General features: G+C 48.1%; 19 protein-coding genes. 4 read left to right on the top strand and 15 right to left on the bottom strand.

What is annotated here, in order from left to right:
* Positions 1–2: 2 nt before the first annotated feature.
* The 11 genes from BM082_RS09115 to hemL form a co-directional block, all read right to left on the bottom strand.
* Positions 3–881 carry a glucosamine kinase nucleotide-binding domain-containing protein gene (locus BM082_RS09115; RefSeq protein WP_017012307.1) on the bottom strand — a complete coding sequence of 293 codons (879 nt, stop codon included), beginning with the start codon at positions 879–881 and terminating at the stop codon, positions 3–5.
* The gene (locus tag BM082_RS09110; protein WP_017013213.1) at positions 874–2607 is read right to left on the bottom strand and encodes a glycoside hydrolase family 9 protein; all 1734 of its coding nucleotides are present in this window, start codon (positions 2605–2607) and stop codon (positions 874–876) included. The genes BM082_RS09115 and BM082_RS09110 overlap by 8 nt, the downstream gene beginning before the upstream one ends.
* A gap of 32 nt (positions 2608–2639) precedes the next feature.
* The gene (locus BM082_RS09105) at positions 2640–3629 is read right to left on the bottom strand and encodes an ABC transporter ATP-binding protein (RefSeq protein WP_017012309.1); all 990 of its coding nucleotides are present in this window, start codon (positions 3627–3629) and stop codon (positions 2640–2642) included.
* 30 nt (positions 3630–3659) lie between these two features.
* A complete protein-coding gene (locus tag BM082_RS09100) occupies positions 3660–4625 on the bottom strand; it encodes an ABC transporter ATP-binding protein (RefSeq protein WP_017012310.1) in 966 nt (321 codons plus the stop codon).
* Entirely contained in the window at positions 4625–5653 is a 1029-nt protein-coding gene (locus BM082_RS09095) for an ABC transporter permease (RefSeq protein WP_017012311.1), read from the bottom strand. Before BM082_RS09095 ends, BM082_RS09100 begins: the two co-directional genes overlap by 1 nt.
* Before the next feature lie 2 nt (positions 5654–5655).
* On the bottom strand, positions 5656–6642 hold the full coding sequence (locus BM082_RS09090) for an ABC transporter permease (protein WP_017012312.1): 987 nt from the start codon (positions 6640–6642) through the stop codon (positions 5656–5658).
* Between the two features lie 136 nt (positions 6643–6778).
* Entirely contained in the window at positions 6779–8458 is a 1680-nt protein-coding gene (locus BM082_RS09085) for an ABC transporter substrate-binding protein (protein ID WP_017012313.1), read from the bottom strand.
* Positions 8459–9320: 862 nt separating this feature from the next.
* Positions 9321–12698 (bottom strand): response regulator, encoded by a 3378-nt coding sequence (locus BM082_RS09075; RefSeq protein ID WP_017012314.1) that lies wholly within the window; start codon positions 12696–12698, stop codon positions 9321–9323.
* Between the two features lie 211 nt (positions 12699–12909).
* Entirely contained in the window at positions 12910–13935 is a 1026-nt protein-coding gene (gene rsmC / locus BM082_RS09070; RefSeq protein ID WP_074926670.1) for a 16S rRNA (guanine(1207)-N(2))-methyltransferase RsmC, read from the bottom strand.
* A gap of 128 nt (positions 13936–14063) precedes the next feature.
* Positions 14064–15149 (bottom strand): AI-2E family transporter, encoded by a 1086-nt coding sequence (locus BM082_RS09065; RefSeq protein ID WP_017012316.1) that lies wholly within the window; start codon positions 15147–15149, stop codon positions 14064–14066.
* 279 nt (positions 15150–15428) lie between these two features.
* The gene (gene hemL / locus BM082_RS09060; protein ID WP_017012317.1) at positions 15429–16718 is read right to left on the bottom strand and encodes a glutamate-1-semialdehyde 2,1-aminomutase; all 1290 of its coding nucleotides are present in this window, start codon (positions 16716–16718) and stop codon (positions 15429–15431) included.
* 226 nt (positions 16719–16944) lie between these two features.
* Here hemL and erpA point away from each other — a divergent pair, with 226 nt between their 5' ends.
* The 3 genes from erpA (at position 16945) to BM082_RS09045 (ending at position 21677) form a co-directional block, all read left to right on the top strand.
* Entirely contained in the window at positions 16945–17286 is a 342-nt protein-coding gene (gene erpA / locus BM082_RS09055; RefSeq protein ID WP_017012318.1) for an iron-sulfur cluster insertion protein ErpA, read from the top strand.
* A 77-nt stretch (positions 17287–17363) separates the two neighbouring features.
* A complete protein-coding gene (locus BM082_RS09050) occupies positions 17364–18455 on the top strand; it encodes an efflux RND transporter periplasmic adaptor subunit (protein ID WP_074926668.1) in 1092 nt (363 codons plus the stop codon).
* 12 nt (positions 18456–18467) lie between these two features.
* Positions 18468–21677 carry an efflux RND transporter permease subunit gene (locus BM082_RS09045; RefSeq protein ID WP_074926665.1) on the top strand — a complete coding sequence of 1070 codons (3210 nt, stop codon included), beginning with the start codon at positions 18468–18470 and terminating at the stop codon, positions 21675–21677.
* Between the two features lie 81 nt (positions 21678–21758).
* On the opposite strand, the gene shyC is transcribed toward BM082_RS09045, so the two are convergent.
* Positions 21759–23078, bottom strand: a complete 1320-nt coding sequence (shyC, locus tag BM082_RS09040; RefSeq protein WP_074926662.1) for a peptidoglycan DD-endopeptidase ShyC — start codon at positions 23076–23078, stop codon at positions 21759–21761.
* A gap of 213 nt (positions 23079–23291) precedes the next feature.
* Here shyC and tyrS point away from each other — a divergent pair, with 213 nt between their 5' ends.
* Complete coding sequence (tyrS, locus tag BM082_RS09035; protein WP_074926660.1) at positions 23292–24479, top strand: tyrosine--tRNA ligase; 1188 nt, start codon at positions 23292–23294, stop codon at positions 24477–24479.
* 119 nt (positions 24480–24598) lie between these two features.
* Here tyrS and BM082_RS09030 read toward each other — a convergent pair whose 3' ends face one another.
* The 3 genes from BM082_RS09030 to BM082_RS09020 form a co-directional block, all read right to left on the bottom strand.
* Positions 24599–25150, bottom strand: a complete 552-nt coding sequence (locus BM082_RS09030; RefSeq protein ID WP_017012323.1) for a flavodoxin family protein — start codon at positions 25148–25150, stop codon at positions 24599–24601.
* Positions 25147–26127, bottom strand: a complete 981-nt coding sequence (locus tag BM082_RS09025; protein WP_017012324.1) for a questin oxidase family protein — start codon at positions 26125–26127, stop codon at positions 25147–25149. Before BM082_RS09025 ends, BM082_RS09030 begins: the two co-directional genes overlap by 4 nt.
* A gap of 72 nt (positions 26128–26199) precedes the next feature.
* A complete protein-coding gene (locus BM082_RS09020) occupies positions 26200–26616 on the bottom strand; it encodes a VOC family protein (RefSeq protein ID WP_017012325.1) in 417 nt (138 codons plus the stop codon).
* Between the last annotated feature and the right edge of the window lie 64 nt (positions 26617–26680).

Here is a 26680-nt window from a genome sequence, read left to right as displayed (position 1 = left end):
GCTTATCTCGAAAGCGGGTAGAGGTTGTGGTTACCGTGTGCCATTAAAAGGGCACCGGCCATGGCATCCGCCTTGGGTTCAACCAGCAAGCTCTGAGCTGCAGGTGATAACCACGCGACAATGCGCTCACCAATGCTGCCCATTAATGCGATTTGTGAAGCGCCTTTACGGGCCAATCCCAGTATGAGGCGTTCTATGTCGTCGGCTGAGCCTTGCAGTAACTCCATAGCGAGCGCATCTCGTTGCATTGCCAATTCGAAAATCTTCGGACTGAATTGACCGTAATCACGAGGTTTTGCTGTTTTTGACCAAGAAACAATCTCGTCTAGGTCATTGTTAAAGTGCGCAAAAACATAATCCGACAGAGCTGATGAGGGACGTAAGTCATCATGAGCAAGTAAAGTTTGTTGGATCAGACGAAGGCCCATCACTGCGCCGCCACCTTGATCCGAAATTGGGAACTCTCGGCCACCAATAACCACTTGCTGGCCGTTTTGAAGTACAATGCCGACTGAGCCAGTACCCGCAATCACAATGGCACCGTTTTCACCGTTAAATGCACCCATGCAAGCGCCGTAACCATCGGTATTCAGCGTCATGTGTTGATAAGGGTGTGGCTGAGACATAAACGCCAGCCATGCTGATTTTTGTTCAGCCCCTGCCAGTGCTAGGCCAACAGAGATACAAGAAAGGTCAGTGATACCTGCTTGCTCTGCAGCCTGTGTAATTGCGGATTGAATGGAAGACATCGCAAGCTCTACGCCCAACAAAATGTTGGCTGAGCCGGTTTTTGCTTCGCCGACAACTGTCCCATTGTCATTCACAATACGGGCACGGCACGACGTGCCGCCGCCATCCACACCACAAAAGAAATTAGCCATGAGAAAGCGCCTTATCGTGAGATGTGACGTTTTTCATCGCTTGCTTTTGTGCTGCCAGCGCCAGCAAATACCAACCGGCATGCGGGATCCATTGTTCGCCCCAGCGCCAGTTCTGTAGCATGTCGTCTTTATGAATATCAGGGTTGAAGGCGATGTCATTCGGGTTATCAAACCCGGCGGTAATCCCATTGCAAACGCCGCCTTTGGCGTTGATAAAGCCGAGTTCAGGAAGGTAATCAGGGTTGTTTCTTCCGTGCCCATCGAGCATGCACATGTCATAAGGGTTGAGACCCAAAATCCAGTTCAGAGCATTTTGTCCATATGTGTTCAGACGATGTTTTAAAGATTCATCGTCAATGAACGAGATTGCCATAAATGCCATGGTTGCGAGAGAGCCCAAACGTGCGTTCTCACCCTGCCACCAATAGCCGGTTTCGTTTTGCTGAGCGACAAAAAAGCTCGTGCGTTTTGCCCCCTCAACATTTTTCACATACTGCCTTGGATACCCGAACGGATTATTGACTTGATGCGTTATAAGTAGCTCAAAATTCAATGCGTTGACGAAAGTTTGAAGTGCCGCACTTTTTAGCGTTGCATCCGTTTCAATCGTCAAGTATTGCATCAATGTGATAGCAGGAAGACCTGCTTCGGCAGCGTGATAGTAAGGGCGAGAGCCGTCACTGTTCGCTGACCAGAAGTGCGCGATGTTTTCGTCGCTTTTTTGTTGCTCGATCAAACGAGCTGCCCAGTAACGCGATTCCTCAAGGTACGTCGCGTCTTGGGTTAATTGGTAAAGTTCTACGGTGGCAAGCAAAGCACAGTAAAAATCGATGGTGTTCTCGCAACCATCATCCAAGTAGGCGTTATTGTTTTCTTTTAAATGCCAATAGCCGCGTTCTGCGGTGTCTTTATAGGTTTCAACGGAAAAATCTGCCCCTTCACCGAGCCTTGCCGCTTTTGCTAAAGCCGCAATCGCAACACCTGCACCTTGGCGGAATCCCGCTTGGTAGGCGTCAGTTTTATTGCCTTTTTGGGTTTCGTACGCACAGATCTCGCGTTGAGTCGTGTCCTTGCTCCACTTATCAAACACCGTGGTATAGAAGTAGCCGTTGTCATGTTGCATGCGGACTAAGAAGTCAGCACCAAACAGGGCTTCATCGTGCAGGCGTGTTTGTGTAAAACGAGGCGCATCGCTGGAAAGCGTTTCTAATGCATGAAGCATGTTCCAGACGATCATTGGAATTTGTTGAGGGTTTAAATAGTTACCGTAGGAAAGGTGACTGAAATACTTACTGACATCGCCAGAAGCATCATACCACCCACCGCGAACGTCAACTGTTTGGTCAGAACCAAGCAGTGGAACGGCGCGATCATATTGATCAAACTTGCCTGTACAACGCTGAGATTTAAAGTAGTGGATCACATCGGAAAACGTGCGATCAAAAAGAATACCGTCTGCAATAGAAAAAGCAGGAGAGGTCGTCTCTCCTACTTTTACGCAGAACTCTCCGCACTGCTCGAGTGCGGAGAAGTCGATGCTGTAAACATCACCAGTATGCCATTGGTCTACTGGACCACAAGCACAGACAGGCAGCTGCATCACGGATTGACCGGTACGGCAATCCACAATATCGGCAAGCTCAACAGTTACGGCATGCTTAGCAAGAATGAGCGCACTTTTACTGCCTAAACGCTCATAGCCGATATGGTTGGTCAACAGCTGCATTGTTCCTCCTAAATAGTCTGTTCGAAAAACAATTATTCGAACAAGTAACAGCGAACGAAGTGGTTGTCTGACAGCTTGGTTACACCTGGCAATTGCTCGCGGCACTTGTCAGTAGCATGCAGACAGCGACCCGCAAATGGACAACCGCGAGTATCGGGTGTCCAAAGAGGGATTTCGCCTTTGTTACCTTCAAGTTTCTGGTGAATAGACTTAGAAGGATCAGGCACCGCAGAAACAAGCAGCTTTGTGTACGGGTGTTGAGGGTGGTGGATGATTTCTTCACAATCGCCCCACTCAACCATGTGACCTACGTACATAACCGCTAAGTCTTCAGCGATGTAGCGTGCAGTTGCGATATCGTGCGTGATGTATAGCAGTGCCATTTCACGCTCAAATTTCATTTCTTCCATCAGGTTCAAAACACCTGCACGGATAGAAACGTCAAGCATTGACGTTGGTTCGTCAGCCAGCACGACTTCAGCACCTACTGCCAAGTTACGCGCCAAGTTGACACGTTGGCGTTGACCACCAGAAAGCTGGTGCGGGTATTTCGCAGCCGTTTCTTTAGGTGGTGTGAGGCCGACTTGGTTAAGCAGTTCATACACACGCTCTTCCAACTCTTTTGCATTGCCGTTAACTTTGTTGTGAATTTTCAAAGGACGCGCAATGTGGTGGAAAATGGTGTGTGTTGGGTTCAAAGAGCCAAACGGGTCTTGCCATACCATTTGAATGCCCTGACGGTATAGCATCAGGTCATTTTTGCTGGTGATGGTTTCGATGTCGCGGCCTTTGTATTCAATCGTACCGGCAGTTGCTGCATACATCTTGGCGATGATTTTCGCCGTTGTAGATTTACCTGAACCAGATTCACCTACAACCGACAAGCCACGGCTTTTATAAAGCTTGAATGACACATCATTCAAGGCACGCATTTTAGGTTTGTTCAGCGCGTTGCTGTTAATCTGGAAATCTTTAACCAGATTTTTCCCTTCAATGATCGGGTTACCTAATTCTTTAGTCATGTTCACTCCTACAAGTCGCTAAACGCCAGATCACTTATTCGTGAACAAGTGGCAGTTGGTGAAACGGTTAGATTCGACCTGAGTCAGGGTGTTTGCGACGTTGAAACAGCTGTCTTTGGCCTTTCCACAACGAGCCTGGAAACGGCAGCCTTGTGGGATTTCAAGCAAGTTCAATGGGTTGCCTGGAATACCGGTAAGACGCGTTTTTGGTCCCGTCAGCGGAGGGAAGGAGCTAGCAAGCCCTTCGGTGTAAGGGTGATACGGGTTCTTTAGGATTTCTTTAGCAGGTGCTACCTCAATCAACTGACCCGCATACATGATGCCGATACGGTCAGTGAACTCGACCATCAAAGAAAGGTCGTGCGTAATGAACAAGATAGAGAAACCAAACTCTTCTTTAAGCGCATGGATCTTTTGAAGGATTTCACGTTGAACAACCACGTCGAGTGCAGTAGTTGGCTCATCCATGATGATCATTTTCGGATTCAATGCGAGAGCGATAGCGATAACCAAACGTTGACGCATGCCACCTGAGAACTGGTGTGGGAAGTCACGAAGACGGCTAGCATGGATATCAACGATCTCCAATAGGCCTTCTGCGCGGCGAACCGCTTGTTCACGCGTCATGTTGGTGTGACGCATAATCACGTCACAGAATTGCTCTTCCATGGTCAATACAGGGTTCAGTGCGTTCATCGCAGACTGGAACACCATTGACACTTCTTTCCAGCGGAAACGACTCATGTGTTCGTCGCTGTACTTCATGATGTCTTCGCCGTTGAACAACACTTCGCCGCCACTGATGAATGCAGGTGGCTTATGAAGACGCATCAAGGACATTGCAACGGTTGATTTACCACAGCCAGATTCACCAGCTAGACCAAATACTTCGCCTTTACCAATGTCGAAACTGACGTTGTTTACCGCGCGGACATCGCCCGCGTCGGTAATATAGTCAACACATAGGTTGCGGATTGATAGTTGTGGATCAGTCATTATTTTTCTCCGCTCAGTACTGCATTTTGAGGAGCAAGTTCAGCCTGGCTACGTGATTTTTGCTCGTCTTCTTGCATTTTCTTCCAGCGTTTCATGCCTTTTTGAGCACGAAGCTGCGGGTTAGCAATTTCATCGACCGCGAAGTTAAGCATTGCAAGACCAGTCGCAACCAGAGTCAGTGCGATACATGGAGCCAGCAGTTCCCACCAAGCGCCGATAATCATAGAAGAAGACGTTTGTACGTTGTAAAGCATGACGCCCCAGCTCACGGTATTCGGGTCACCCATGCCTAGGAAGGAGATAACCGCTTCCGTCATGATGGCCAGCATGACCGAGCCGATGAAGCTCGCACCGACGATTGAGATAAGGTTTGGAAGAATCTCAACGAAGATGATGCGCCACGTTGATTCGCCTAATACCTCAGCGGCTTTAACAAATTCTTTTTCGCGGATTGATAAGGTTTGTGCTCGCACAACCCTCGCACCCCAAGCCCAGGAGGTGAGACCGATAACCAAGGTGATGGTGAGTGGGCCCGACTGACCAATAAAGGCGGCGATAACGAAGAGCAATGGATATTGAGGCAGAACCAACATGATGTTCATGGCTGCCGACAACACGTCATCCACTCGACCACCGAAGTAACCTGCAGAAACACCAATTGCTGTTGCTAGGAAACACACAAGAAGACCAGCACCAAAGCCAACAGCCAGTGAAACGCGCGCGCCGTATACAACTTGAGACCAGATATCACGGCCCATGCGAGAGGTACCGAGTACGTGTTCAGCTTTTTTAGAAAGAAGAAGCGTACGACGGTTATCTGCAAGATTTTCCGCGATCCAGCCATCAGGGCTTGATTGTGCCGCTTTTACAATAAACGCAGGGTATTCGTGTGGGCCGCCAGTCTTCTTATCAGGCGCATAGCTTGTGATAAGAGGAGCAAAGATGGCACCTAAGATGAATACCGAAAGAATAAGCACACCAAACAGTGCCTTAGGGTTACCTTTTAGAAGAGTAATAATACCTTTCATGATTATTTGCCTCCCTTACGCAGACGTGGGTCGAGAGCAACGATGAGCAAGTCAGCTAGGAAGTTAAAGAACAGCATGAACAAGGTCATGATCAGAAGCTGGCCTTGAAGAACTTGATAGTCACGGCTATTGATTGCGTTAAGCAAAACAGTACCAAGACCTGGGTAGTTGAAGATGATTTCGACAATCATCTGGCCACCGATAGCCATACCTAGCGCCATTGAAAGTGCGGTAACACTTGGCAATAGTGCGTTTCGAGCGGCGTAGTTAAAGACAACGCGGTTGTCAGACAGCCCCTTACCTTTAGCCATGGTGATGTAATCTTCATTAAGAAGGTTAATCATGTTGTTACGCATGGCGATGAGGAAGCCACCAATCTGAATAATGGTTGCACAGAAAAGTGGAAGAACAGCGTGGTAAGCAATGTCTTTATAGAACGCGAGGCTTGTCCAGTCAGCCATCGTACCCGGTGTATAGGCGTAACTGGTTGGGAACCATTTTAAGCCGATAGCAAAGGTATAAAGCACAATCATGGCTGTTACGACAGGCGGTACCGCCTGAACAACAAGCATGGCTGGAGAAATGAATGCGTCGTATCGGCTACCGCGTTTCCAAGCAGCGAAGATGCCCAGCACAGAACCAATACAGAAAGAAAGAATAACAGCAGTACCTGCTAGGAACAGAGACCAGCCCACTGCGTTGCCAAGCATGGCATTTACAGTTTGCGGGTAAGTCTGGATAGAGACACCCAGGTTCCAGCTTAGGATACTTTTAATGTACGTGAAGTATTGCTCGTATAGAGGACCGTCAACAAAGCCAAGTAGCTTTGTCATTGCCGCGATACGCTCTGGCGTAACCTGTACGGTTGCGTTAGCAAACATCATGGTGACTGGGTCACCAGGCATCGCCCGAGGAAGAATAAAGTTGATCGTGGCAGCCACGAGAAAAGCAATAAAATAGAACGTCAAACGTCGTAGGAAATAACCCATCACTCACACCTTTCCAAACCAGTAGCGTCCTGCTACCGAATTTAGGACAAACCCTTCCCCTGACAGAATCTGCCATAAATATAAAAGGAGGGGGGAAAGGCGGTGCGCAGGGCGCGCACCGCAAACTACGTAGAACTTATGACTTAGGTTTCAGGTCCAGAACTTGAAGAACACGCTCTTGAACACCAGCCCAAATCATTGGACGGCCTTTAGCGTTGTTCTCGTTCCACCAACCGTCGAAGCGGGTAGTGTTGTACTGGAAGTTGAACGCACCAGACATTACAGGAACAGTGATTTGGTTTTCAGCGATGATTTGCTGAATACCGTGAGCAATTTTCAACTGCTCATCACGGTCTGAAGTTTTGTAGAAGCTGTTTAGTAGCTTATCCAATTCTGCATTTTTGTAATGGTGCATCGCGAAGCGTGGTAGACCTTCACCGTCTTGGAACGCTGAGTTGAAGCCGTCATTCCAGTAAACGTGTGGATCTGGACCGTGGAAGAAGTTGGTGTAAGCAACGTCATAAGTCGCGTTAGCCATCGCTGAGTTATACACAGGGAAGTCTGGAGTACGCGCTACTGCGTTGATACCAACATCATTCAATTGCTCAACAGACAGTTGAACTGTGTTGTTGAAGTCAGTCCAGCCGTTAGGCGATTGAATTTCAAGCTTCAGTTCTTTACCTGATGGGGTTTCTACGAAACCGTCACCATTGATGTCTTTGTAGCCAGCTTTCTTAAGCAATGCTTTCGCGCCAGCAGCATCGAAGGTATTGAAACCTTTGTACTTGTTGTAAGTGCCTTTATCAGCCCATGACTCGAATGCATCACCTAGACCAGACGCATAGTCGTTTGGTTTACCATTGCCGTAGAAAGCGATGTCGATGATGGTTTGACGGTCAAGAGCCATAGAGAATGCACGACGGAAATCAACATCGTTGATTGCTTCGTTGTTACCTTCTTTAGGCGACTTGTAGTTCAGTAGGAAAGACTGGGTGCCCGCAGCTGGGTACCAGTATTTGTGGTTTGGATTCGCTGCAGCATAAGTGCTATCGATATCTGGGATGAATGAAGAAGTCCAATCAAGCTCAGAGTTGATAACTTTAGCTAGCAGTTGGTCGTTACCTGCGATCTGTGGAACGCGTAGACAGTCAACTTCCAGGTTGTCGTTGTCCCAGTAGTTAGGGTTACGACACTGAACGTACAAAGAAGAGGTGAAGGTGTCGATCTCAGTGAACGCACCAGAACCTACTGGGTTTTCGTTAGCGAAAGACTCAGGGTTCTTCACTTTGCTCCAAACGTGCTCAGGAACGATAGGCGCCTTAACAATTTCGAATGGTGCGTTAGAAGAAGCTTGAGTTAGAGAGAAGATAGCTTTGTTGCCATCAACCTTAACTTCTTTAACCCATTTGTTTAGACCAGTACGGTCAAGCTCTGGCTTCGCTTTAAGTAGCTCAACAGTGTAAGCCACGTCTTTCGCAGTGAAAGCTTTACCGTCAGACCATTTAGCGCCGTCACGGATGACAAAAGTCACTTCCATTAGGTCGTCAGACATGTAGTAGTCTTGAGCCAAACGCATTACTGGGCTGTTACCTTGCATCTGGTTAAAGATTACCAGCGGCTCGTAAACAAACTCAGTCGTTGTGTTTAGTGCAGACTCTAGGAAAGGGTTAAAGTTTTGAACTAATGTAGGGTAGAACTGAGGTACCACTGTTAGCTGGCTTTTTTCAGCTGCTAAAACAGTTGGTGCTGCCAGTGCAGACGCTGCGGCCGCAACGACGGCTACTGCTAGTTTTGTTTTCTTAAGATTGGCAAGCATAGCTGTTCCTTACTAGTTGCTTTGTTCCACTTGGTTCTGACCGTAATCATTGTGGTCAGGCCCGACCCCGCTATGAACAACCAGGCAAGTGATCTTGGTTATTCAAATGGCCGTGCAGGCTCAGTGCCACTTAAGGAAACTCCTGTTCTGATTTTGGGTCAATTGAGTTTCCCGTTAAAAACGTCAAAACCACGTAAGACCCTGTCAAAAACGTTAAAACCTATATTTTTAGTGCAAAACACAGACGGTTAATTTAGGTTAATTTTCACACTCCCTAATAAGCTTCTGATGTTTAAAGTTAGTGGTCACTATCTTTTTATCTCCCGCTGTTAAATAGATTGTTGGATTTTAATAAGCTATGTTGATCAGGATCTCCATTTGTTCATCGCGTTAATTTTTTGCTGAAAATTTCGCACTCTGGTTTGTTGTGAGTTTCTTCTCATAAACGGAATTAAACTCACACAGAAGTCAGGGTTGTGTGATTTATCGCCGATTTAACAGCGGTGAAATCACGATATACGCAACTAATACCTTCGTATTCAAACAGGTCTTTTACGGCGAAAAATAAGTTCTTCCTCCTGTTTATCTCATTGGTGTCGGTCTGACTTAAACTTGGCGTTACAGTGAGTCGTATGCGGGTTTTAGGGGCATGTTTGGGCATTGTCTGAGGGTTATATTTTGCGTCAGTATCAATCTGGTCTGGGAGGCTTACAGCGTGAATATGGGCATCTCAGGTGTTTCTAGTCCAAGTTGAGAAGAATCAAATCGGCATATGTGACTTAGGGGGAACAGATAAAAATAAAGCCCCTGAAGGGGCTTTATTTGGCGTTGATGCGTGGTAGCGCTGGAGGATAAAACGCGCCTAACGTGTGATAAGCGATTGCAGCTTATCTCTTAGCATTGCAAGTTCGCCGCGCTCTGCTGTTTCGCTCTCGCAGCGTTCTAAGACGTAGTCAATCGTGTTGATGACAGTGCGCCAACGCGGGGATTTTGGCACGGTTTCAACGTGAAGATACTTATCTAAGGTACGTGTTTGCAGTGTGCTTCTGTCAAGGTAAACACGCCACAAGCCGCTTTCTTCTGCCAAATCAAACTTGGTTTTTCCGGTTGAATGACTCCAATAATTCAATGTGACCAGCATGACTTTCACCAACGTTTCTCGCAGTACATCAGCCTTATCCGGTTTGTCGCTGGAGAACTTGTCGGCCATGCGGGTGAACTCTCCGCCTAACTCGCGTAATTCTTGAAGCTTGCCTTGGTCACCGTCAAACGCGTAGTCAGAGAGTGCTTCAACAGCGCTTTCGAGCAACTGAACGCGCTGCGACGAGGCTTTTAATCCTGTATTTAAAATCAACATCATCTGCATACCTGATGATTCAGGCAGGGTCAGCACATCACTGTCTATGGTGACAATGTCGTTATCTACCTTAAAGCGGAGCTGCCCACTGAAATGTCCTCGGATCATTTCTGGTTCTGGCAACGCCATTGCCAAGAAGTCATTCAGCTGGTGGCGCTCGATTTGTTCTGCACTTAGGTGGAATACTTTGCTGCATGCATCATTGGCGTAGCTGATTTTGCCGTTGTCTTGTACACACAAAATGGCTTCTGATGCTGAATCCAGCAGGCCAAGAAGGCGGTTTTGTACCTCACGTAACCCAGCTTCAACTTGCTCGCGGAAGTGAATTTCATTTTGCAGTAAACGGTTCTGCTCACGTTCTTGTTCTGTCAAAGAGGCATTAACATATGCTCGGATACGTGCACTTAACTCATCTTTGTTGAATGGCTTCGTCAGGTAATCGTTCGCGCCCGCATCAAAGCCTTTCACCTTATCCTGCACCTGACTGAGTGCGGAAAGCATAATGATCGGGAGTTCTGTTCTGCTGTGCCTTTCACGTAAGTGGTAACACACTTCGTAGCCACTCAGTTCAGGCATCATCACATCAAGCAACATCAGTGCAGGCACTTCTTGAGTGACGGATTCAATCGCCTGTCGGCCATTTTCGACGGTTTTAACGCGGTAACCTTCTAGGCGTAGAAAGTTGTTGAGAACCTGAAGATTAACCGGCTCGTCATCGACGACAAGAATGAGCGGACCATCAGGGTTATCTGGCAATTGTGCACATTCAGGTAAATCTGAATCCATTTTAGGCGCGGCAAAGTGTGTATTGTTCGCCAAGCGCGTCTTGGCTTTGTCTTCTTCTGTTGCGAGCGGCAAGGTGAAACTGAACGTTGCGCCAACCATAGGTTGGCTGCTGACATACAGTTGCCCTTCCATGATATCGATAAGCTGTCGACTGATGGATAAACCAAGCCCTGCGCCCTGTCGATAGACAGAAGTGCCTGATTTTGCCTGTGTGAGTGGCTCAAAGATGTATTCCAGCTGATCGGATGGAATGCCTTGTCCTGTGTCGACTACTTGGATACGCAGTTGGCTATCAAGTACTGTCGCTGAGATGATGATCTTGCCTTCATCCGTATATTTGATGGCATTGCCGAGCAGGTTATATAGCACTTGCTCAAGTCGTTGTTCGTCTGCTTTTACTAACGGCAGATCGATCGGTACCTGATTGATAATCCGAACCGGCTTTCCACCTAATAAATGGCTTGATAACTCGATCACGAGGCGGACTGCGTTAGCAGTATCAACAGCTTGCGGACTGATTTCTAAATCGCCATAACGCATTTTGTGGTAGTCGAGTAAATCGTCCACCAGGTTTGATAAGCGCTGACCGCTGTTAATGATCATCTGTAGCTGATGCTTTTGCCTTTCAGGTAGCGGCCCTTCAGCACCTGCAAGCATGGACTCAGCAATGCCAACCATGCCATGCAAAGGTGTTCTCAGCTCATGTGACGTGGTCGCGAGGAAGTCATCCTTCATGCGGTCTGCTTGCTGGAGCTCATCATTTTTGTGGCGAATGAGCTGAATGTTCTGTTCTAGCTCTTTGTTCTGTTCTCGGATTAACGCGAGCTTATCCCTAACAGAGCGCTGCATACGCGCAAAACTCACCGCGAGGCGGCCAATCTCATCTTCTCTGTCTGTGCTCGTGATTTTCTGATCTAAGTCCCCTGCAGAGACTTGTTCTGCGGCCCATGTAAGCCTAAGAAGTGGTGCGGTAATTGAGTTTGAAAGTAGGTGCGAAGCTACTACAACAAGGAAAATGGCACCCACCATCACAACGATGAAGATTTTCTCCAACTGATAAATACGAGAGAAGGCTTCTTCTTCTGGGAGTTCAAGAATGAGTGCCCACTCTTCATCAAACACGCCGACCGGAGAGTATGCGCCAAGTACCTTTTCATCTGATGAGCTTAAAAAACTGCCCACATCACGCGTACCCGAAAGCGCGGCATCAATGGCGCTGCTCGACGCTGTCGCAAGCGGCGTTTCACTTAGTATGTTGCGAGGTAGCATGTCGCGACCCACGACAAGGGTCGAAATGTAGCTGGTTTCGGCAGGCGTTTTATTTAGCATGTTGGCAAGTGCTGTGTTTGGCAGTTTAAACAACACGTAGCTATGCAGGTAACCTTGCTGGGTGATAGGTGCAGCAAACCAGGCGATCATTTCTCCGTTTGGTGATTGCTTAAAATCACTGAAAATGATCGGGGTATCGTCAGTATCAGTCAGTGGTGCTTTAACTTGTCGCTTTATCTTGGAGAAAGATTGCCCCTCCGCGGTATTTTGCCATTCTGGTGACAGCAAGTTTGCCCCAAAGACGTTGTCTTTCAGGTTCGAGTAAACGACATTTCCTTCAATATCAACAAGTAAGATATCGGTGAAATCTGAACGCTTTAGGTGCTCGGTAAATGCCCAGTGGTAGCGTTTGTGCAGCAACCGGTAGCGCTCGCTGCCAATAAAATTGGTGTCTTTAACGGTGCTTTGCTGCGGATTATCAGGGTTTTCGGTGTACCTCAAGCGTGCCGCTTCGCGTGCGAGCGCTTGTGTTTTCCCAAGCTGATGGAAGGCGGCGACTAACCCGTAGAACCGCCCACCACTGGCCGTGGCAAGTTCTGAGCGCGCAAAAGATTTCACTTCTGAATGACGAGCATCGAAGAAGCTAATGATTTGCTCTTGTTTGTTGTCGCGTAGGAATGCGAGGTGCGTTGTGCTTTGCGTTTCTAAGTCGCTGCTATGTGACTCAAGAAAAAAGATAGCCAGCAGGGTGAGAGGCGTAATACTCAGCACCAGAAAAGCTAACATCAGCTTGTGTTGAAGTCGCTTGAACTTCTGTTTTTTTTGCATGTCTCTGCCTGAAAATAAGAAATCAAAAGGCAACTCCACTAACCCATTTTGGCGTTTTTGACGAGTTATGTACTGCAGCCTTACAGGATTGACCGTATCAAAATCCTTATACTGACTTAATTTTTATTGGCAAGTAAGTTATCGATGAAGCGCGTGCGAGCACTCAGTTTTAACGTTTTTAACGAAGGGCTGAGAACAGCCCTTTGTCGGCTTAACGGTTTTTAATTGCGTGATAAATCGCAAACTTGTTGTTCTTAGCCGGTGTGTCGCAATGGCCAAATGCCGCTTCAATAAAAGGCGGATAGCGAAGGAAACTGTTTGCCACAATCATTAACTGCCCCTGTTTCGACAAAAATGACGTGGCTTTCTCTAGGAAGGTTTCCGTTGCCGCATAATGTGTTTTCAAGCCAGCGTGGAATGGAGGATTGCTAATGATACTGTCGAATGTTGACGTAACGGCGCTATAAACATCAGATGCGAAAACCTCTCCGTCAAGATTGTTAAAACGTAAGGTTTCTTTGGCCGAGGCAACCGCTAGCGCGCTGATATCCACCATGGTGATGTGTGTATCAGGATAGCGCAGTTTAATGGCGGTACCGATAACGCCAGCGCCACAACCAAAGTCAAGCACTGTGCCTTTTAGCGCTGGTAATGTGTCCAGCAGAAGTTGGCTACCTGCATCTAATTCGCCATGACTGAAAACGCCGGGCAGTGAGCGGATTGTAATGGTGTCTTGCCCCAGAGAAAGTGGGTAGCTTTTAAACCATGCATCAAGCACAAATGGTGTAGGTTCGTTGATGCATTGTCCCCAGTAGAAACTGCATCGGCGGGCAGTGTCGAACTTAGTGACTTTGCCGTAAGGCGCGAACATCTTTTCGATGCTGCGAACACCACTGCGGTTTTCACCCACCACCACGATTTCAGTGTCTTTACCTAACGCAGCCATCAGCATCGAAAGCAAGAATTCGGCTTCGGCTTTTGCTTTTGGCCAATACAACAACACCATGTCGACATTCGGTGCTTTTTTGTATGTATCACCAAACTGAACATCCAACTGGCTGTAACGCGACATTTGATTGGCGTATGCCAAGTTGGTGGTAAAAATGCTGACGCTGGCGGCGTGTTCACATAGTTCGGTGGCGAAAGTGTCTTCCAGCTCACCGGCGAGCAATACATGCTTACCTTCAAAGTACTCAAGTTGACGAGCCACTACTTGGCTTGGGGTGCTGTAAGACATGAACGCCTCGACGTATAAAAAAATGAGCGCGGATTTTCCCACAAAGCGAGTCGTGAGGAAACTCTCCGCGCACACTAGATACCGTTATCGTTGCATTGTTTTGTGCAATGACTTGGTGACGATTCAGATTAGGAGTTGTCTTGTTTCTCTAGGAAATGATGAAATTCAGATTCATACATACGGAAAAGCACCAGTGTCAGAGAGAAAATGATGGGGCCGTAAACTAAGCCCATTAACCCATAAACCTGCAAGCCACCGATCAAGGAAAAGAAAATCAACAGGGTGTTCATCCCTGAGTTTCCTTGCATTAACAGAGGACGCAATAGGTTATCGACGGAACCGACAACTAACACCCCCCAACCCGCAAGAAATGCTGCCCACTGCCATTCACCGATCAGCATGAGGTAAGCGGCTGCAGGCATCCAAATCAGTGCTGTGCCGACGATAGGGATGAATGAAGCAAACGCCATCATGGTTCCCCAGAACAAGCCTGCAAATCCTGCCATCCACATGGCAAAACCACCGACAAAACCTTGAGCGAGTGCGGTAAGAAATGATCCCATCACTGCGGATTTCGCCACCTTTTCTACTTCATCCAGCAAAGTGTCTTCTTGGCTTCGTGATAAAGGGCTGACATGACGGAGGGTTTGGATGATCTTGTCGTGATCGCGTAGCAAGAAAAACAGCACAAACAGCATCAACAAGAAGTTGACGAAAACGCCGGTAACATCACCAAGAACACGTGAGCTTATGCCAATCATTTCCGTGCTCATTGAAGACACCGTGGATGCCACACGTGAAATCAATTCTTGTGAGTTGATGGAGTCTGCTGGAAGCCATTTGTCTAAAGTGCTGAGGGATGACTGCACGATAGGCATGGAAACAATTTCTTTTGCCCCACCATGGGTCAACCAAGTATATGCATTGGTGAAGAAATGAATCCCTTGCTGCAAAATGGCGGCAGCAACGAAAATCAAAGGGATGATGACAATGACGGTCAATAGAACACATGACAGCGATGCTGCGATGTTCGGGTGTTTGCTTAATCTGCCTTCGATTTTTTCATGCAATGGGAAAAACAGCAGCGAAACGATGAAAGCAAGGACGATTGAACCCACATAGGGAGCGATCAAGGCGTAACAAGCGTAAGCTGCCAAAGCCAATGCGGCAATGAGCGTCCAGTGCTTAGGCTCAACTTTGTAAGAAGATGCCACAGATAGGCTCCTTATTTGTTCTTCTCCAGATTGTCTGGTGAACAGTGTAGTGTGAAGACTATGATACGTTGTGACTTTCAACGGAAAAAGGGTAAATGTGATGGGATGTTGTGAAGGGCAGTGTCAGTCCAAAAAACGACGCAGATTCAATGCACCTCTCGTTTGTCTCATCGTGCTTGCCATTCTCGTGGTGATCTTCTGGAAGTAACCCAATTTGGCAGGGTATAGAGACAAAAAAAGCGGCGAAATACGCCGCTTTTTCGGTTAAAAACACGTTGTTTAGCTGTTAGCCAGCGCTGCAAATGCGTTATCCGCGGCTTTCAACGTTGCTGCAAGTTCTTCCTCACCATGAGACAGAGACGTAAAGCTTGCTTCAAATGCTGAAGGTGCCAAATAAATACCTTGGTCCAGCATCAAGTGGAAGAAGCGTTTGAATGTCTCAATGTCACATTGTTGAACGTCAGCAAAGCACGTGATGCTTTCTTTGTCGGTAAAGAAGAAGCCGAACATGCCGCCCACTTGGTTAATCGCCAGTGGAACACCGTGCTTGTCTGCAGCCGCTTTAAAGCCCTCTGCAAGACGCTTCGTGATACTCGCAAGTTGTGCTTCGTTGCCTTCTTTACGCAGTTCATTCAGTGCAGCTTCACCGGCGGCCATCGCAACAGGGTTACCTGACAATGTGCCCGCTTGGTATACAGGGCCCGTTGGTGCAATGTATTCCATGACTTCACGACGACCACCAAATGCACCCACAGGCATGCCACCGCCGATCACTTTACCCAGCGTGGTTAGGTCAGGCGTGATCTTGTAGTGCGCTTGTGCACCGCCCAGTGCAACACGGAAACCCGTCATCACTTCATCAAAGATCAACAGTGCGCCGAACTCATCACACAATGCACGAAGGCCTTCATGGAAACCTGGTTGTGGAGGAATGCAATTCATGTTGCCTGCGACAGGTTCTACGATAATGCACGAAATGTCTTCAGGGTATTGCTCGAATGCTGCGCGTACAGAATCAAGGTCATTGAAGGTACACGTGAGGGTGTGCTTTGCAAAATCCGCAGGAACGCCTGGCGATGTTGGTTCGCCAAGTGTCAGTGCGCCTGAGCCTGCTTTCACGAGCAAGCAGTCAGCGTGGCCGTGATAACAGCCTTCGAATTTGATGAATTTGTCACGACGAGTAAAACCACGGGCGAGTCGGATGGCACTCATGGTCGCCTCTGTGCCTGAACTTACCATGCGCACCATTTCCATCGAAGGAACAAGCTGGCTAACAAGCTCAGCAAGGGTGATTTCACGCGCAGTCGGTGCACCAAAGCTTAAACCGCTTTGTGCTGCTTCAATCACTGCGTCACGAATTGCGGTGTTGTTGTGACCCAAGATCATTGGACCCCAAGAACCGACATAATCAATGTAAGCTTTGCCATCGGCGTCATAAATATACGCGCCATCAGCACGTTCGATAAAGATTGGGTCGCCGCCAACGCCTGCGAAAGCGCGAACAGGAGAGTTTACGCCGCCAGGAATGGTTTTGCGGGCTTGTTGGAATAACTCGGCTGATTTGGTCATGGTTCTTTCCTAGGCCATTTAGTTCGTCGGTGTTAAATCTGACCGTATTGTACGAGATGCGAGTAGATCAGGCGAGTTAGTTGATGCGTTTACTATCACAGAGATGTCATTATTGACGGATATGAGGGATGATTGTTGAATGCTCTTTAGCGAAATGCACAATACTTGACCATTTTAGTCGGGTATTGGATAATGCAAACAATATAAAAGCGTATGTGAGGTAGAAATGAGCGATACCAATTTGCCGTTGCAATTCTCTGAGACAGCGGCGAACAAGGTAAAAACGCTGATCCAGGAAGAGGAAAATCCAAACCTGAAACTGCGTGTATACATTACGGGCGGTGGTTGCAGCGGTTTCCAATACGGTTTTACGTTTGATGAAAGCGTGAATGACGGCGACATGACCATTGAAAAATCAGGGGTAACCTTGGTGGTTGACCCAATGAGCCTGCAATATTTGCTTGGTGGTGTTGTTGATTACACCGAAGGGTTAGAAGGTTCACGTTTCTTCGTAAACAATCCAAATGCAACGACCACCTGTGGTTGTGGTGCGTCATTCAGTGTATAAAGTATAAGACACACTAAACGGGCTTGATGGATAGAGCCCGTTTTATTTTCTGCAGCAACCAAGTCAGGATAATCACTATGGCTAATGCAGGCGCAATCACGTCTTATTTCTCTCAACGACCTTGGATCATTTCCTTGGTTCTCCTTGTTCTTCTCGTTTTTTGGGTTGGCAGCGGTCACACCGATGACACGCAACCTGAGCAGTCAAAAACAGAAACGCAAGCCCCACTAACGCGCGTGTCGGTAGATACCTTCTTTGCCGAACCTGTTACGCGTTCTATTTCTTTATATGGCCGAACAGCACCTGATCGCGAAGCGACGATTTCCTCTGAAGCAGATGGTCGTATTGTCAGTGTCAGTGTGAAAAAAGGCGCGACAGTGAAGAAAGGGGACCTTCTGCTGAATATCGACAAAGGCGACCGGAATGCGCAGCTAGAGCGCGCGAAGGCGCTACGTTTGGTAAGAACGAAAGAATATGACGCTGCCAAATCGTTGAAGAAAAAAGGGTTACAAGGTGAAGTTGCGTTCTCGCTAGCAGAAGCGAATTTGATTGAAGCCCGCGCCAATGTGGAAAACTTGTCGATCGCACTTTCCCACACGCAAGTCCGTGCGCCGTTTGATGGCATTGTTGATGATGTGATGGTGGAAGTGGGGGATTATCTTGCTGTCGGCGATCCGATTGCGAGCATCATCGATCTGGATCCTTTGATTGTCACGGCGGATGTTAGCGAAAAGCACATCAGTCATATTGATGCCAACATGCCTGCCACCATTATTTTTGTGAGTGGTGATGAGCTTGAAGGTCGTCTTCGTTATCAATCAAGCACCGCTTCTCAAACCACCAATACTTTTACCATTGAACTCGAAATTCCCAACCCCGAGCAAGCTATCCCTGCCGGGATCAGTGCCGAAGTGGATTTGCCTCTCGAAGAGCAAAGCGCCGTGAAGTTATTGCCTTCGATGTTGGCACTGGACGAGTCGGGCAACTTAGGTGTCAAAACTTTACTCGGCGACAAAGTCGCTTTTGTTTCGACTAAGTTGGTCAAAGCTGAACAAGATGGTGTTTGGCTAGCAGGGCTTGGCGATCACGTTGACGTCATCACGAAAGGGCAAGGGTTTGTCCGAGATGGTGATGCGGTCATCGCTGTCCGCCAATCTGACGCACAATAAGGAGGCCTTGTTGTGAGAAGCTTGATTGATGCGTCGTTGGCACGCACACGCACTATGGTAACCCTGCTACTTTTCTTATTTGTAGCAGGCGTATACACCTACCAAACCATTCCGAAAGAATCCGATCCTGATATCACTATTCCTGTCATTTATGTGTCCGTGGGTCATGAAGGCATCTCACCGGAAGACGCCGAGCGCTTGCTTGTTCGTCCTGTTGAGCAAGAGTTGCGTTCGATTGAGGGCATTAAGGAAATGACCGCGATTGCCTCAGAAGGGCATGCCTCGGTAACGCTTGAATTTAACGTAGGTGTTGATTTAGAGCAGGCCATGGCGGATGTGCGCGAAGCGGTGGATCTGGTCAAGCCTCGTTTACCTGAAGACAGTGATGAGCCCACCGTAAATGAAGTGACGTTTGCCAGCGAGCAGCCTGTTCTGTCGGTGGCTCTATACGGTGATGTGTCTGAGCGTGCGATTGTAAAGATTGCGCGCAAACTTCAAGAGAAGCTAGAGAGCTTCAAGCAAGTGCTTGAAGTCGATGTGGCGGGCGATCGTGACGATGTGGTTGAAATCATCGTCGAGCCATTGCTGCTTGAAAGCTACGGCCTTGACCAAGAAGCGATATTTAATCTTGTTTCCCGCAACAACCGTGTTGTTGCTGCGGGTTACGTTGATACAGGGTATGGGCGTTTTTCCGTAAAAGTCCCGTCTGTCTTTGAATCTGCACGTGATGTTCTTGAATTGCCTATCAAGGTGGATGGCGTTCAGGTGGTGACCGTTGAAGATGTAGCGACGGTGCGCCGCGGCTTTAAAGACCCTGAAAGCTTTGCACGACTAGACGGTAAACCTGCGATTGTTTTGGATGTAAAAAAGCGCGCGGGTGAAAACATCATTGAAACGGTGGAGTTGGTGAAAGCCGTGTTGGTTGAAGCGCAAAAACAACCGGAATGGCCTGCTGCGCTGCAAGTGAAATACACATGGGATGGGTCTGATGACGTCAGATCCATGCTTTCTGATCTGCAAAACAATATCTTGTCTGCCGTGTTGCTTGTGGTGGTGGTGATCATCGCCATTTTAGGGGCGAGAACGGCATTTTTGGTAGGTGTGTCGATTCCGGGCTCTTTCTTAACGGGCTTGGTGGCGCTGTCATTGTTTGGCCTCACCGTGAACATTGTTGTGCTGTTTTCTCTGATCATGGCAGTGGGACTGCTGGTGGATGGCGCAATTGTGGTGACCGAGTACGCTGACAGGCGTATGCGTGAAGGCATTGCTCGTAAACAAGCCTACCGAGAGGCTGCACATCGCATGGCCTGGCCGATCATTGCTTCTACCGCAACGACGCTAGTGGCCTTTGCCCCTTTATTGTTCTGGCCTGATATCACAGGCGAGTTCATGAGGTACATGCCGCTCACCTTGATAGCGACGTTGTTTGCTTCCTTGGTGATGGCATTGCTTTTTGTCCCTGTACTTGGGAGTTGGTTTGGTAAACCTTTGGCTCTGTCTGATAAGCAGCAAGCGCGTATGCAAGCTATCGAGAACGGCGATTTCAATGAAGCTCGAGGCATTACGCGTGCTTACATTAATACGCTAAAAGTCGCTATTCACCATCCGCTTAAAATCCTGTTTTCCGCGCTATTAGTCGCTTTCGTGGTGGGTTTTGCGTACAACAAATCAGGGCTAGGTACTGAATTCTTCCCTGATGTTGATCCTGCTTTTTTTAATATCAAAGTCCGCTCTCATGGTGACCTCTCAATCTACGAAAAAGACGTATTGATGAAAGAAGTCGAAGCACGTGTTCTAGGTATGGATGAAATAGAAAGCGTCTATACCCGAACAGGCGGAGAAGATGAAATCGGCGTTATTCAGATGAAGCCTGTCGATTGGCAAGATCGTCGTAAAGTGAAGGAAATCATTGCGGAACTTCGTGAAGAAATGGCAGATCTTGCGGGTCTTGAATTGGAATTTAAAAAGCCAGATGCTGGGCCGCCAAGTGAACAGGATCTCTCCATTGAAGTGACGTCAGACGTTAACAGTGACATCGAGCCTGCAGCAAGACAACTTCGTGCACTGTTGGAGCTGAATGTTGCTTTTACTAACTTGAGCGACACCCTTACCAAGCCCGGTATTGATTGGTCGATTGATATTGATCGCGCTGATGCTGCAAGGTTTGGTGCTGATGCCACGCTGGTGGGGAATACGGTTCAGTTCGTGACGAATGGTTTGAAAATTGGTGATTACCTGCCAGACGATGCTGACGAAGAAGTCGATATTTTGGTGCGTTACCCAGAAGATAAAAGGGACATTGGTCGGTTCGATGAACTCAGAATCAAAACTGAATACGGGTTAGTGCCGATTACCAATTTCGCGAAGATCAGCGCCGAGCAAAAGCAAGGGAATATCGATCGCGTGGATGGTAGGCGTGTGGTCAAAGTCATGGCAGACATGGCTGAAGGGTACAACTTGAGCCTTGAGTTGCCGACACTGATGGCGCAAATCGATGCGTTAGGGCTGCCAAGTGGTGTGGAAACCATTGTACGTGGCCAAAATGAAGAACAGAACAACAGTCAGTCCTTCTTGATCACGGCATTTGTCGCGGCACTGGCCGCGATGGCGATCATTTTGATCACTCAGTTCAACAGCTTCTATCAAGCCTTCTTGATTTTGAGTGCTGTCTTGTTCTCCACGGTAGGCGTTTTCCTTGGTTTGCTCATATTCCAACGTCCATTTGGTGTGATCATGTCTGGGGTTGGAGTGATTACTTTGGCGGGTATCGTGGTGAACAACAACATTGTTCTGATTGATACTTACAATGTTTTGCGTCGCCAAGGCCTCGCGAAAGCCGATGCCATATTACGAACCGGGGCGCAGCGTTTACGGCCTGTGTTACTCACAACCGTCACAACGATTCTCGGCCTGATGCCAATGGTGTTAGAGATGAACGTTGATTTGGTGAACCAAGGCGTTGAATTTGGCGCACCAAGTACGCAATGGTGGTCTCAACTTGCGACGGCGGTCGCGGGTGGGTTGGCATTTTCAACGGTGCTGACGCTGGTGCTTACACCTTGTTTGTTGATGTTGGCGAGAGAGCCGAAAAAAACAGTGTCTGATTCGTCGCTTTCTCAAACGCCTAATCAGGGGAAAGGGTTCACGTTTACGTCGTCCGATGCTGGAGAACATCAGAGTGAGCCGTTTAAGCAAAACACCTTGCCAGAATCTCAACCCTAGCTACAGCGATGTAGTTGCTTAGAGATGACATTAAAAAAGCAGCGCATTGCGCTGCTTTTTTGTCTGAGTTGCACACTTCTGTTAGGAGTGGTTGCGCTCAAGTGTGCCGATGGATGCAAGAAGCTCACTCAGTTTATTCAACTGCGCCAGTCGGTCTTTTGCCAGTGCAATGAACGCGGTTTTCTCTTTGCCTGCTAGGGACTTCGCTTGCGGCAACTTCACGGTACGTGGGTTTTTGTGCACGCCATGAACGAGGAATTCATAGTGCAAGTGTGGGCCAGTGACGCGCCCCGTTCCGCCTAGCGTACCAATGGTTTGTCCCTGCTTCACACGTTGTCCCGTTTTGACCTTACGTTTGGTGAGATGCAAATACTTGGTGATGTAGGTCGAGCTGTGTCTGATGAAGACATAGTTACCGTTGAATTTGTTGTAGGCAGATTTCATGACGATGCCGTCACCTGCCGCCCAAATGGGGGTGCCGACAGGGGCAACGTAGTCTGTGCCTCGGTGCGACTTCACTTTGCCTGTGACGGGGTGTAAACGGCGGGGATTAAAGTTCGAGCTGACATAACGGAAGTTTACAGGCGAGCGTAAGAAGGCTTTCTTCATTGCTCGGCCTTTTTCGTCGAAATACTTACCCGTTTTCGAACGGATAGCCGTAAAGGTTTCGCCGCGGTTGGTGAACGTCGCCGCAAGAATATTCCCGCGGCCAATGATCTCACCTTCAACGAGTTGCTCTTCAAACAGCACTGAGAAAGCATCACCTTGTCGAATATCCAACGCAAAGTCGATATCCCAACCAAACAAGCCTGCCAGTTCCATGATTTGATTGGCGTTGAGGCCTGCGGTTATCCCTGCATTCCAAAAGCTTGATTCAATGGTGGCTGACGCAAAGTTAACTTGTGTGTCGATTTCTTTTGATTCGACTTTTGATACGAATTGATCGCCAATGCGCGTGACCACAAGGGTTTCATTCACATCGCGAGGTTGCACCAATTGCGTAAATAACCCTTTATCGTCGAAGCCGAGGTGAATCTCATCGCCCACTTTCAATGAGGCCAACTTCTTGGTGCCTTGGTCGCTATTGATGAGTCGATAAAGGGTTGTCGGGCTTATCCCAACACGATTGAAAATCACCGCGAGGCTGTCACCGGCTTGAACTTTGAACTTGTGCCAAGTCAGCGGTACAAAATGACTGACGGGTTGGGCTTCATCTTCAGGGGGAAGCAAAGAGTTAGCTTCGAGTTTTATCGCGTATTGTTTTCCAACCTCAAATTTCGACTCTGGGTGCTGAGTCGGGGATTCGGAGGGGAGCAAAATCAACAGCACGACAAGCGCACTGATGGCCATAATAGACACCTGATGAAGGCGAGGTAGCGCAGCAATTCTGTTTACAGGCATTAAAAATATCGTTTAGGAAAATGAAATTACCCAGAACACACTGATGATTGCCAAATCCCTCGGAAAATCAGAGTGGCGAGTGGTTCCCTTTGATTTATATGCAAGCGTCATATCTTGCTTATTTATATAAGTCTAACTGGTTTCAAAAACCATCGCTATTCAAGTAGTATGTCGCTTTACGAAAAATTGCCGATTCTGTGGGAGCGATAAACTATGGCGAGCATTGAAGCCGCGCTAGCCGAAATTAAGCGTGGTGTTGAGGAATTGATTCCTGAAGCGGAACTGATTGCGAAACTAAAAGAAAACCGTCCTCTTCGTATCAAGTTGGGTGCGGATCCAACGGCGCCTGATATTCACCTTGGTCACACTGTGATCATGAATAAACTGCGTGCGTTCCAGGAGCTGGGCCATGAAGTAATCTTCCTTATCGGTGACTATACCGCGATGGTCGGTGACCCAAGTGGCAAAAACGCAACGCGTCCGCCGCTGACACGTGAGCAGGTTTTGAGCAATGCTGAAACCTACAAAGAGCAGATCTTCAAAATTTTGGATCCTGCTAAAACACGTATTGAATTCAACTCAAGCTGGTTGAGCGAGCTAGGCACTGACGGCATGATCCGTTTGGCTGCAAGCTCTACCGTTGCGCGTATGCTTGAGCGTGACGACTTTAAAAAGCGTTACAGCAACAACCAACCTATTGCTATCCATGAGTTTATTTACCCGCTTCTGCAAGGTTATGACTCAGTGGCGCTTGAGGCGGACGTTGAGCTGGGTGGTACTGATCAGAAGTTTAACCTGCTAATGGGCCGTGAACTGCAAAAGCAAAACGGTCAATCTCAGCAAGTGGTTATTACGATGCCATTGCTGGTGGGCTTGGACGGCGTTAAGAAAATGTCGAAGTCTGCGCACAACTACATTGGTATCAGTGATGTACCCAACGAAATGTTCGGTAAAATCATGTCGATCTCTGATGATCTGATGTGGAGCTACTATGAATTGTTGTCATTCCGTCCTTTGGAAGAGATTGCACAATTTAAAGCCGACATCGAAGGCGGCAAGAACCCACGTGACGTGAAGATCTTGCTGGCAAAAGAAATCATTGCACGTTTCCACTCTGAAGCGGATGCGGAAGCGGCAGAAGCTGAATTCATCAATCGTTTCCAAAAAGGTGCGATGCCAGATGAAATGGCTGAGTTTTCTTTCGAGCAAGGCGTCGCCATTGCTAACCTTCTGAAAGACGCTGACTTGGTTGGCTCTACCTCAGATGCAATGCGTATGATCCGCCAAGGCGCTGTGAAGATTGACGGCGAAAAAGTCGACGATACCAAACTGGTTCCTGCGGCTGGTACGGCAGTGTACCAAGTGGGTAAACGTAAATTTGCGCGTATCACGTTAGCGTAATTTACCGCAGAGCTCTTGCTACTGAGCGAATGCAAAATGAAAAGGCGCTGAAAAGCGCCTTTTTTGTGCCTTTGCCCCGCCCTAAATAAGTGTCCCGTCATAAATCAGGTCAACAGACCCTAGTGAATAAGCTCTGCCACCCGCTCACCAAGGCGCTTTGCCGTTTTTATATCAATATCATCCAATAGCCCTTTCTCATCCACCATGCCGATGGCGCCGAGAGATGAATTCAGGCGATTAAACATTTTTGAGGCTGTGCCTTCTGGGGCATCAACCCCTACCCAAAGCATGCTGTGCTGCGTGGCGAGAATATAAAAGCTCTCAATCGTGCTTTGCACTTCTCCGCACGGGCTACCGCCAGTGGTAAACCCTGCTGCGAGCTTGTTATGCCATAACTGATTTGACCATGACTCGCTGCTGGCATCGGCAAAAGCTTTAAATTGTGCCGCGGGGCCACCCATGTACGTCGGTGAACCAAAGATAATGGCATCCATATTGGCGAGTTCATCAAAGACCGCTTCATTTTTAAACCGACCTTCAATGATGTCCGTGCCCACAATAGGGTAAAGCTTTACTTCCGCATCAAGCTGCTGTGCGCCTTGAGCAATGGCTTGCGCCATGCTCTTAGTGCTTCCTGTTTGTGAAAAGTAGACGATAGCAATGCGCTTCATGATGCGTTCTCCAGTCGATACTTGACGGCGTATAAAGTCTCGGGAAGGCGAAGATAATCGTAAAGTCGCGCGCAGCTGTATGTCAGCTTAATGGTGTGATCGTTTTCTGTTTCCAGAGCTTGCTCAAACCAATGTGACCAGTCCGCGATAACATCTGAGTGCAGCTTTTCGTTTGAGTGAGGTTCGCGATATTCGGCAGTACACGCCGCGGCAACATAAGCTTGCCAAAAGTAATGAAGCGCTGCGTCTTGATCTTCGATGAATGGGAGAAGGGAGAGGAGTGCCTGAAAACCAGTGACACCGTGTAGCAAGGTGAAATCGTCGCTTGCGGAATATTGCGTGAGCACAATGCGAGCAACCACTTCCAAAGACAATGAATCCGGCTGACTTGCAATGGCTTGGTACTTCTCCAGTGTGACGAGTTCTTCGACATGATCGATGATGATCCCTTTTCGATAGATGTGATCATGAAAGACAGAAAGAGCCTGGTTCAAATCGTCTTCCGGACTCAGATCTTGCTGGAAGGTGAGATCGCCGAGCGGCGTGAATCCCGATGACCAGTAAGCAAGGGCATGACTGAGCTCGTCGATATCTTCTGATTCCAAGGCGTACGCGAGACGGATAACACCATGAAACGCACCCGCGGAGATCCCTGGAAGAAGAGATGGCAGTATGCGTCGCAGTGTTTCTTCTGTACCAAGTTTACCTAGCATACTGCGGTAATATTCCACGAAATCGGCATTGTGTGTTTTCTCGCCCAAGGCTGGCGTGTCGACACCAAGTGCTTCTCCCAATGGCGCTAAATGATCGGCGGCACGCTGGTACTCTTTTTCCAGCTGCGCCGGTGAAGCGCCAAGTCTTTGCATGGCGGTGATTGCCATTGGCAGGTGGTTTGAAAAGCGTGGTCCGAAGGTAGGCCCGAAGCCATGACTTTTCCTTATTAGCTCAAGGCCTGTCGTAGAGAGTGCTTGGTACATGATGGCATTCCTTTGCGCTTTCGTTATGAATGTAGGGCTGTTACAACACAGCGTTTTTGCATCGTGTCATCGTTACAACGCGTAGTCGTTTCGGCGAGTCAAATCTGCGGTGAGGTATTCAATGAACTCCCACTCCAGATCATCGCTATCGCAAAAATAAACGCGTTTTCGGCTAGGGTGGCTCTCATCAAAAATGGTTTCTTTAAAGCCTGCGGCTTTGAGGTTTTCTGCCACGCGTGTGACATCTTCAACGACAAGCCCGATGTGATTAACGCCGAGTTGATAATAGGGAAGGCGATCGACAGGTTTATCAATCACCACTTCTTGAAGTGCGATATACGACGTGTCGGTTCCTATGTGACACCATGCTCTCTCTTCGTTGCTCCCTTCACCACGGATGGAAAAGTCCGGCATTGCCGCCTGCAAGAAAGCAATGGCGCTGTTGAGGTTGCTGACGGTGATATTGGCATGTTCTACATAACTGGTCATGACGTGCTCCTTAATGACTAAGTAAAGCTATATGTTTATATAGTAGGTCGGAATGTAGTTAAGT

It is taken from the genome of Enterovibrio norvegicus DSM 15893, from assembly GCF_900115495.1.
Classification (GTDB): domain Bacteria; phylum Pseudomonadota; class Gammaproteobacteria; order Enterobacterales; family Vibrionaceae; genus Enterovibrio; species Enterovibrio norvegicus.
This window is presented reverse-complemented; position numbering and strand designations above follow the sequence as displayed.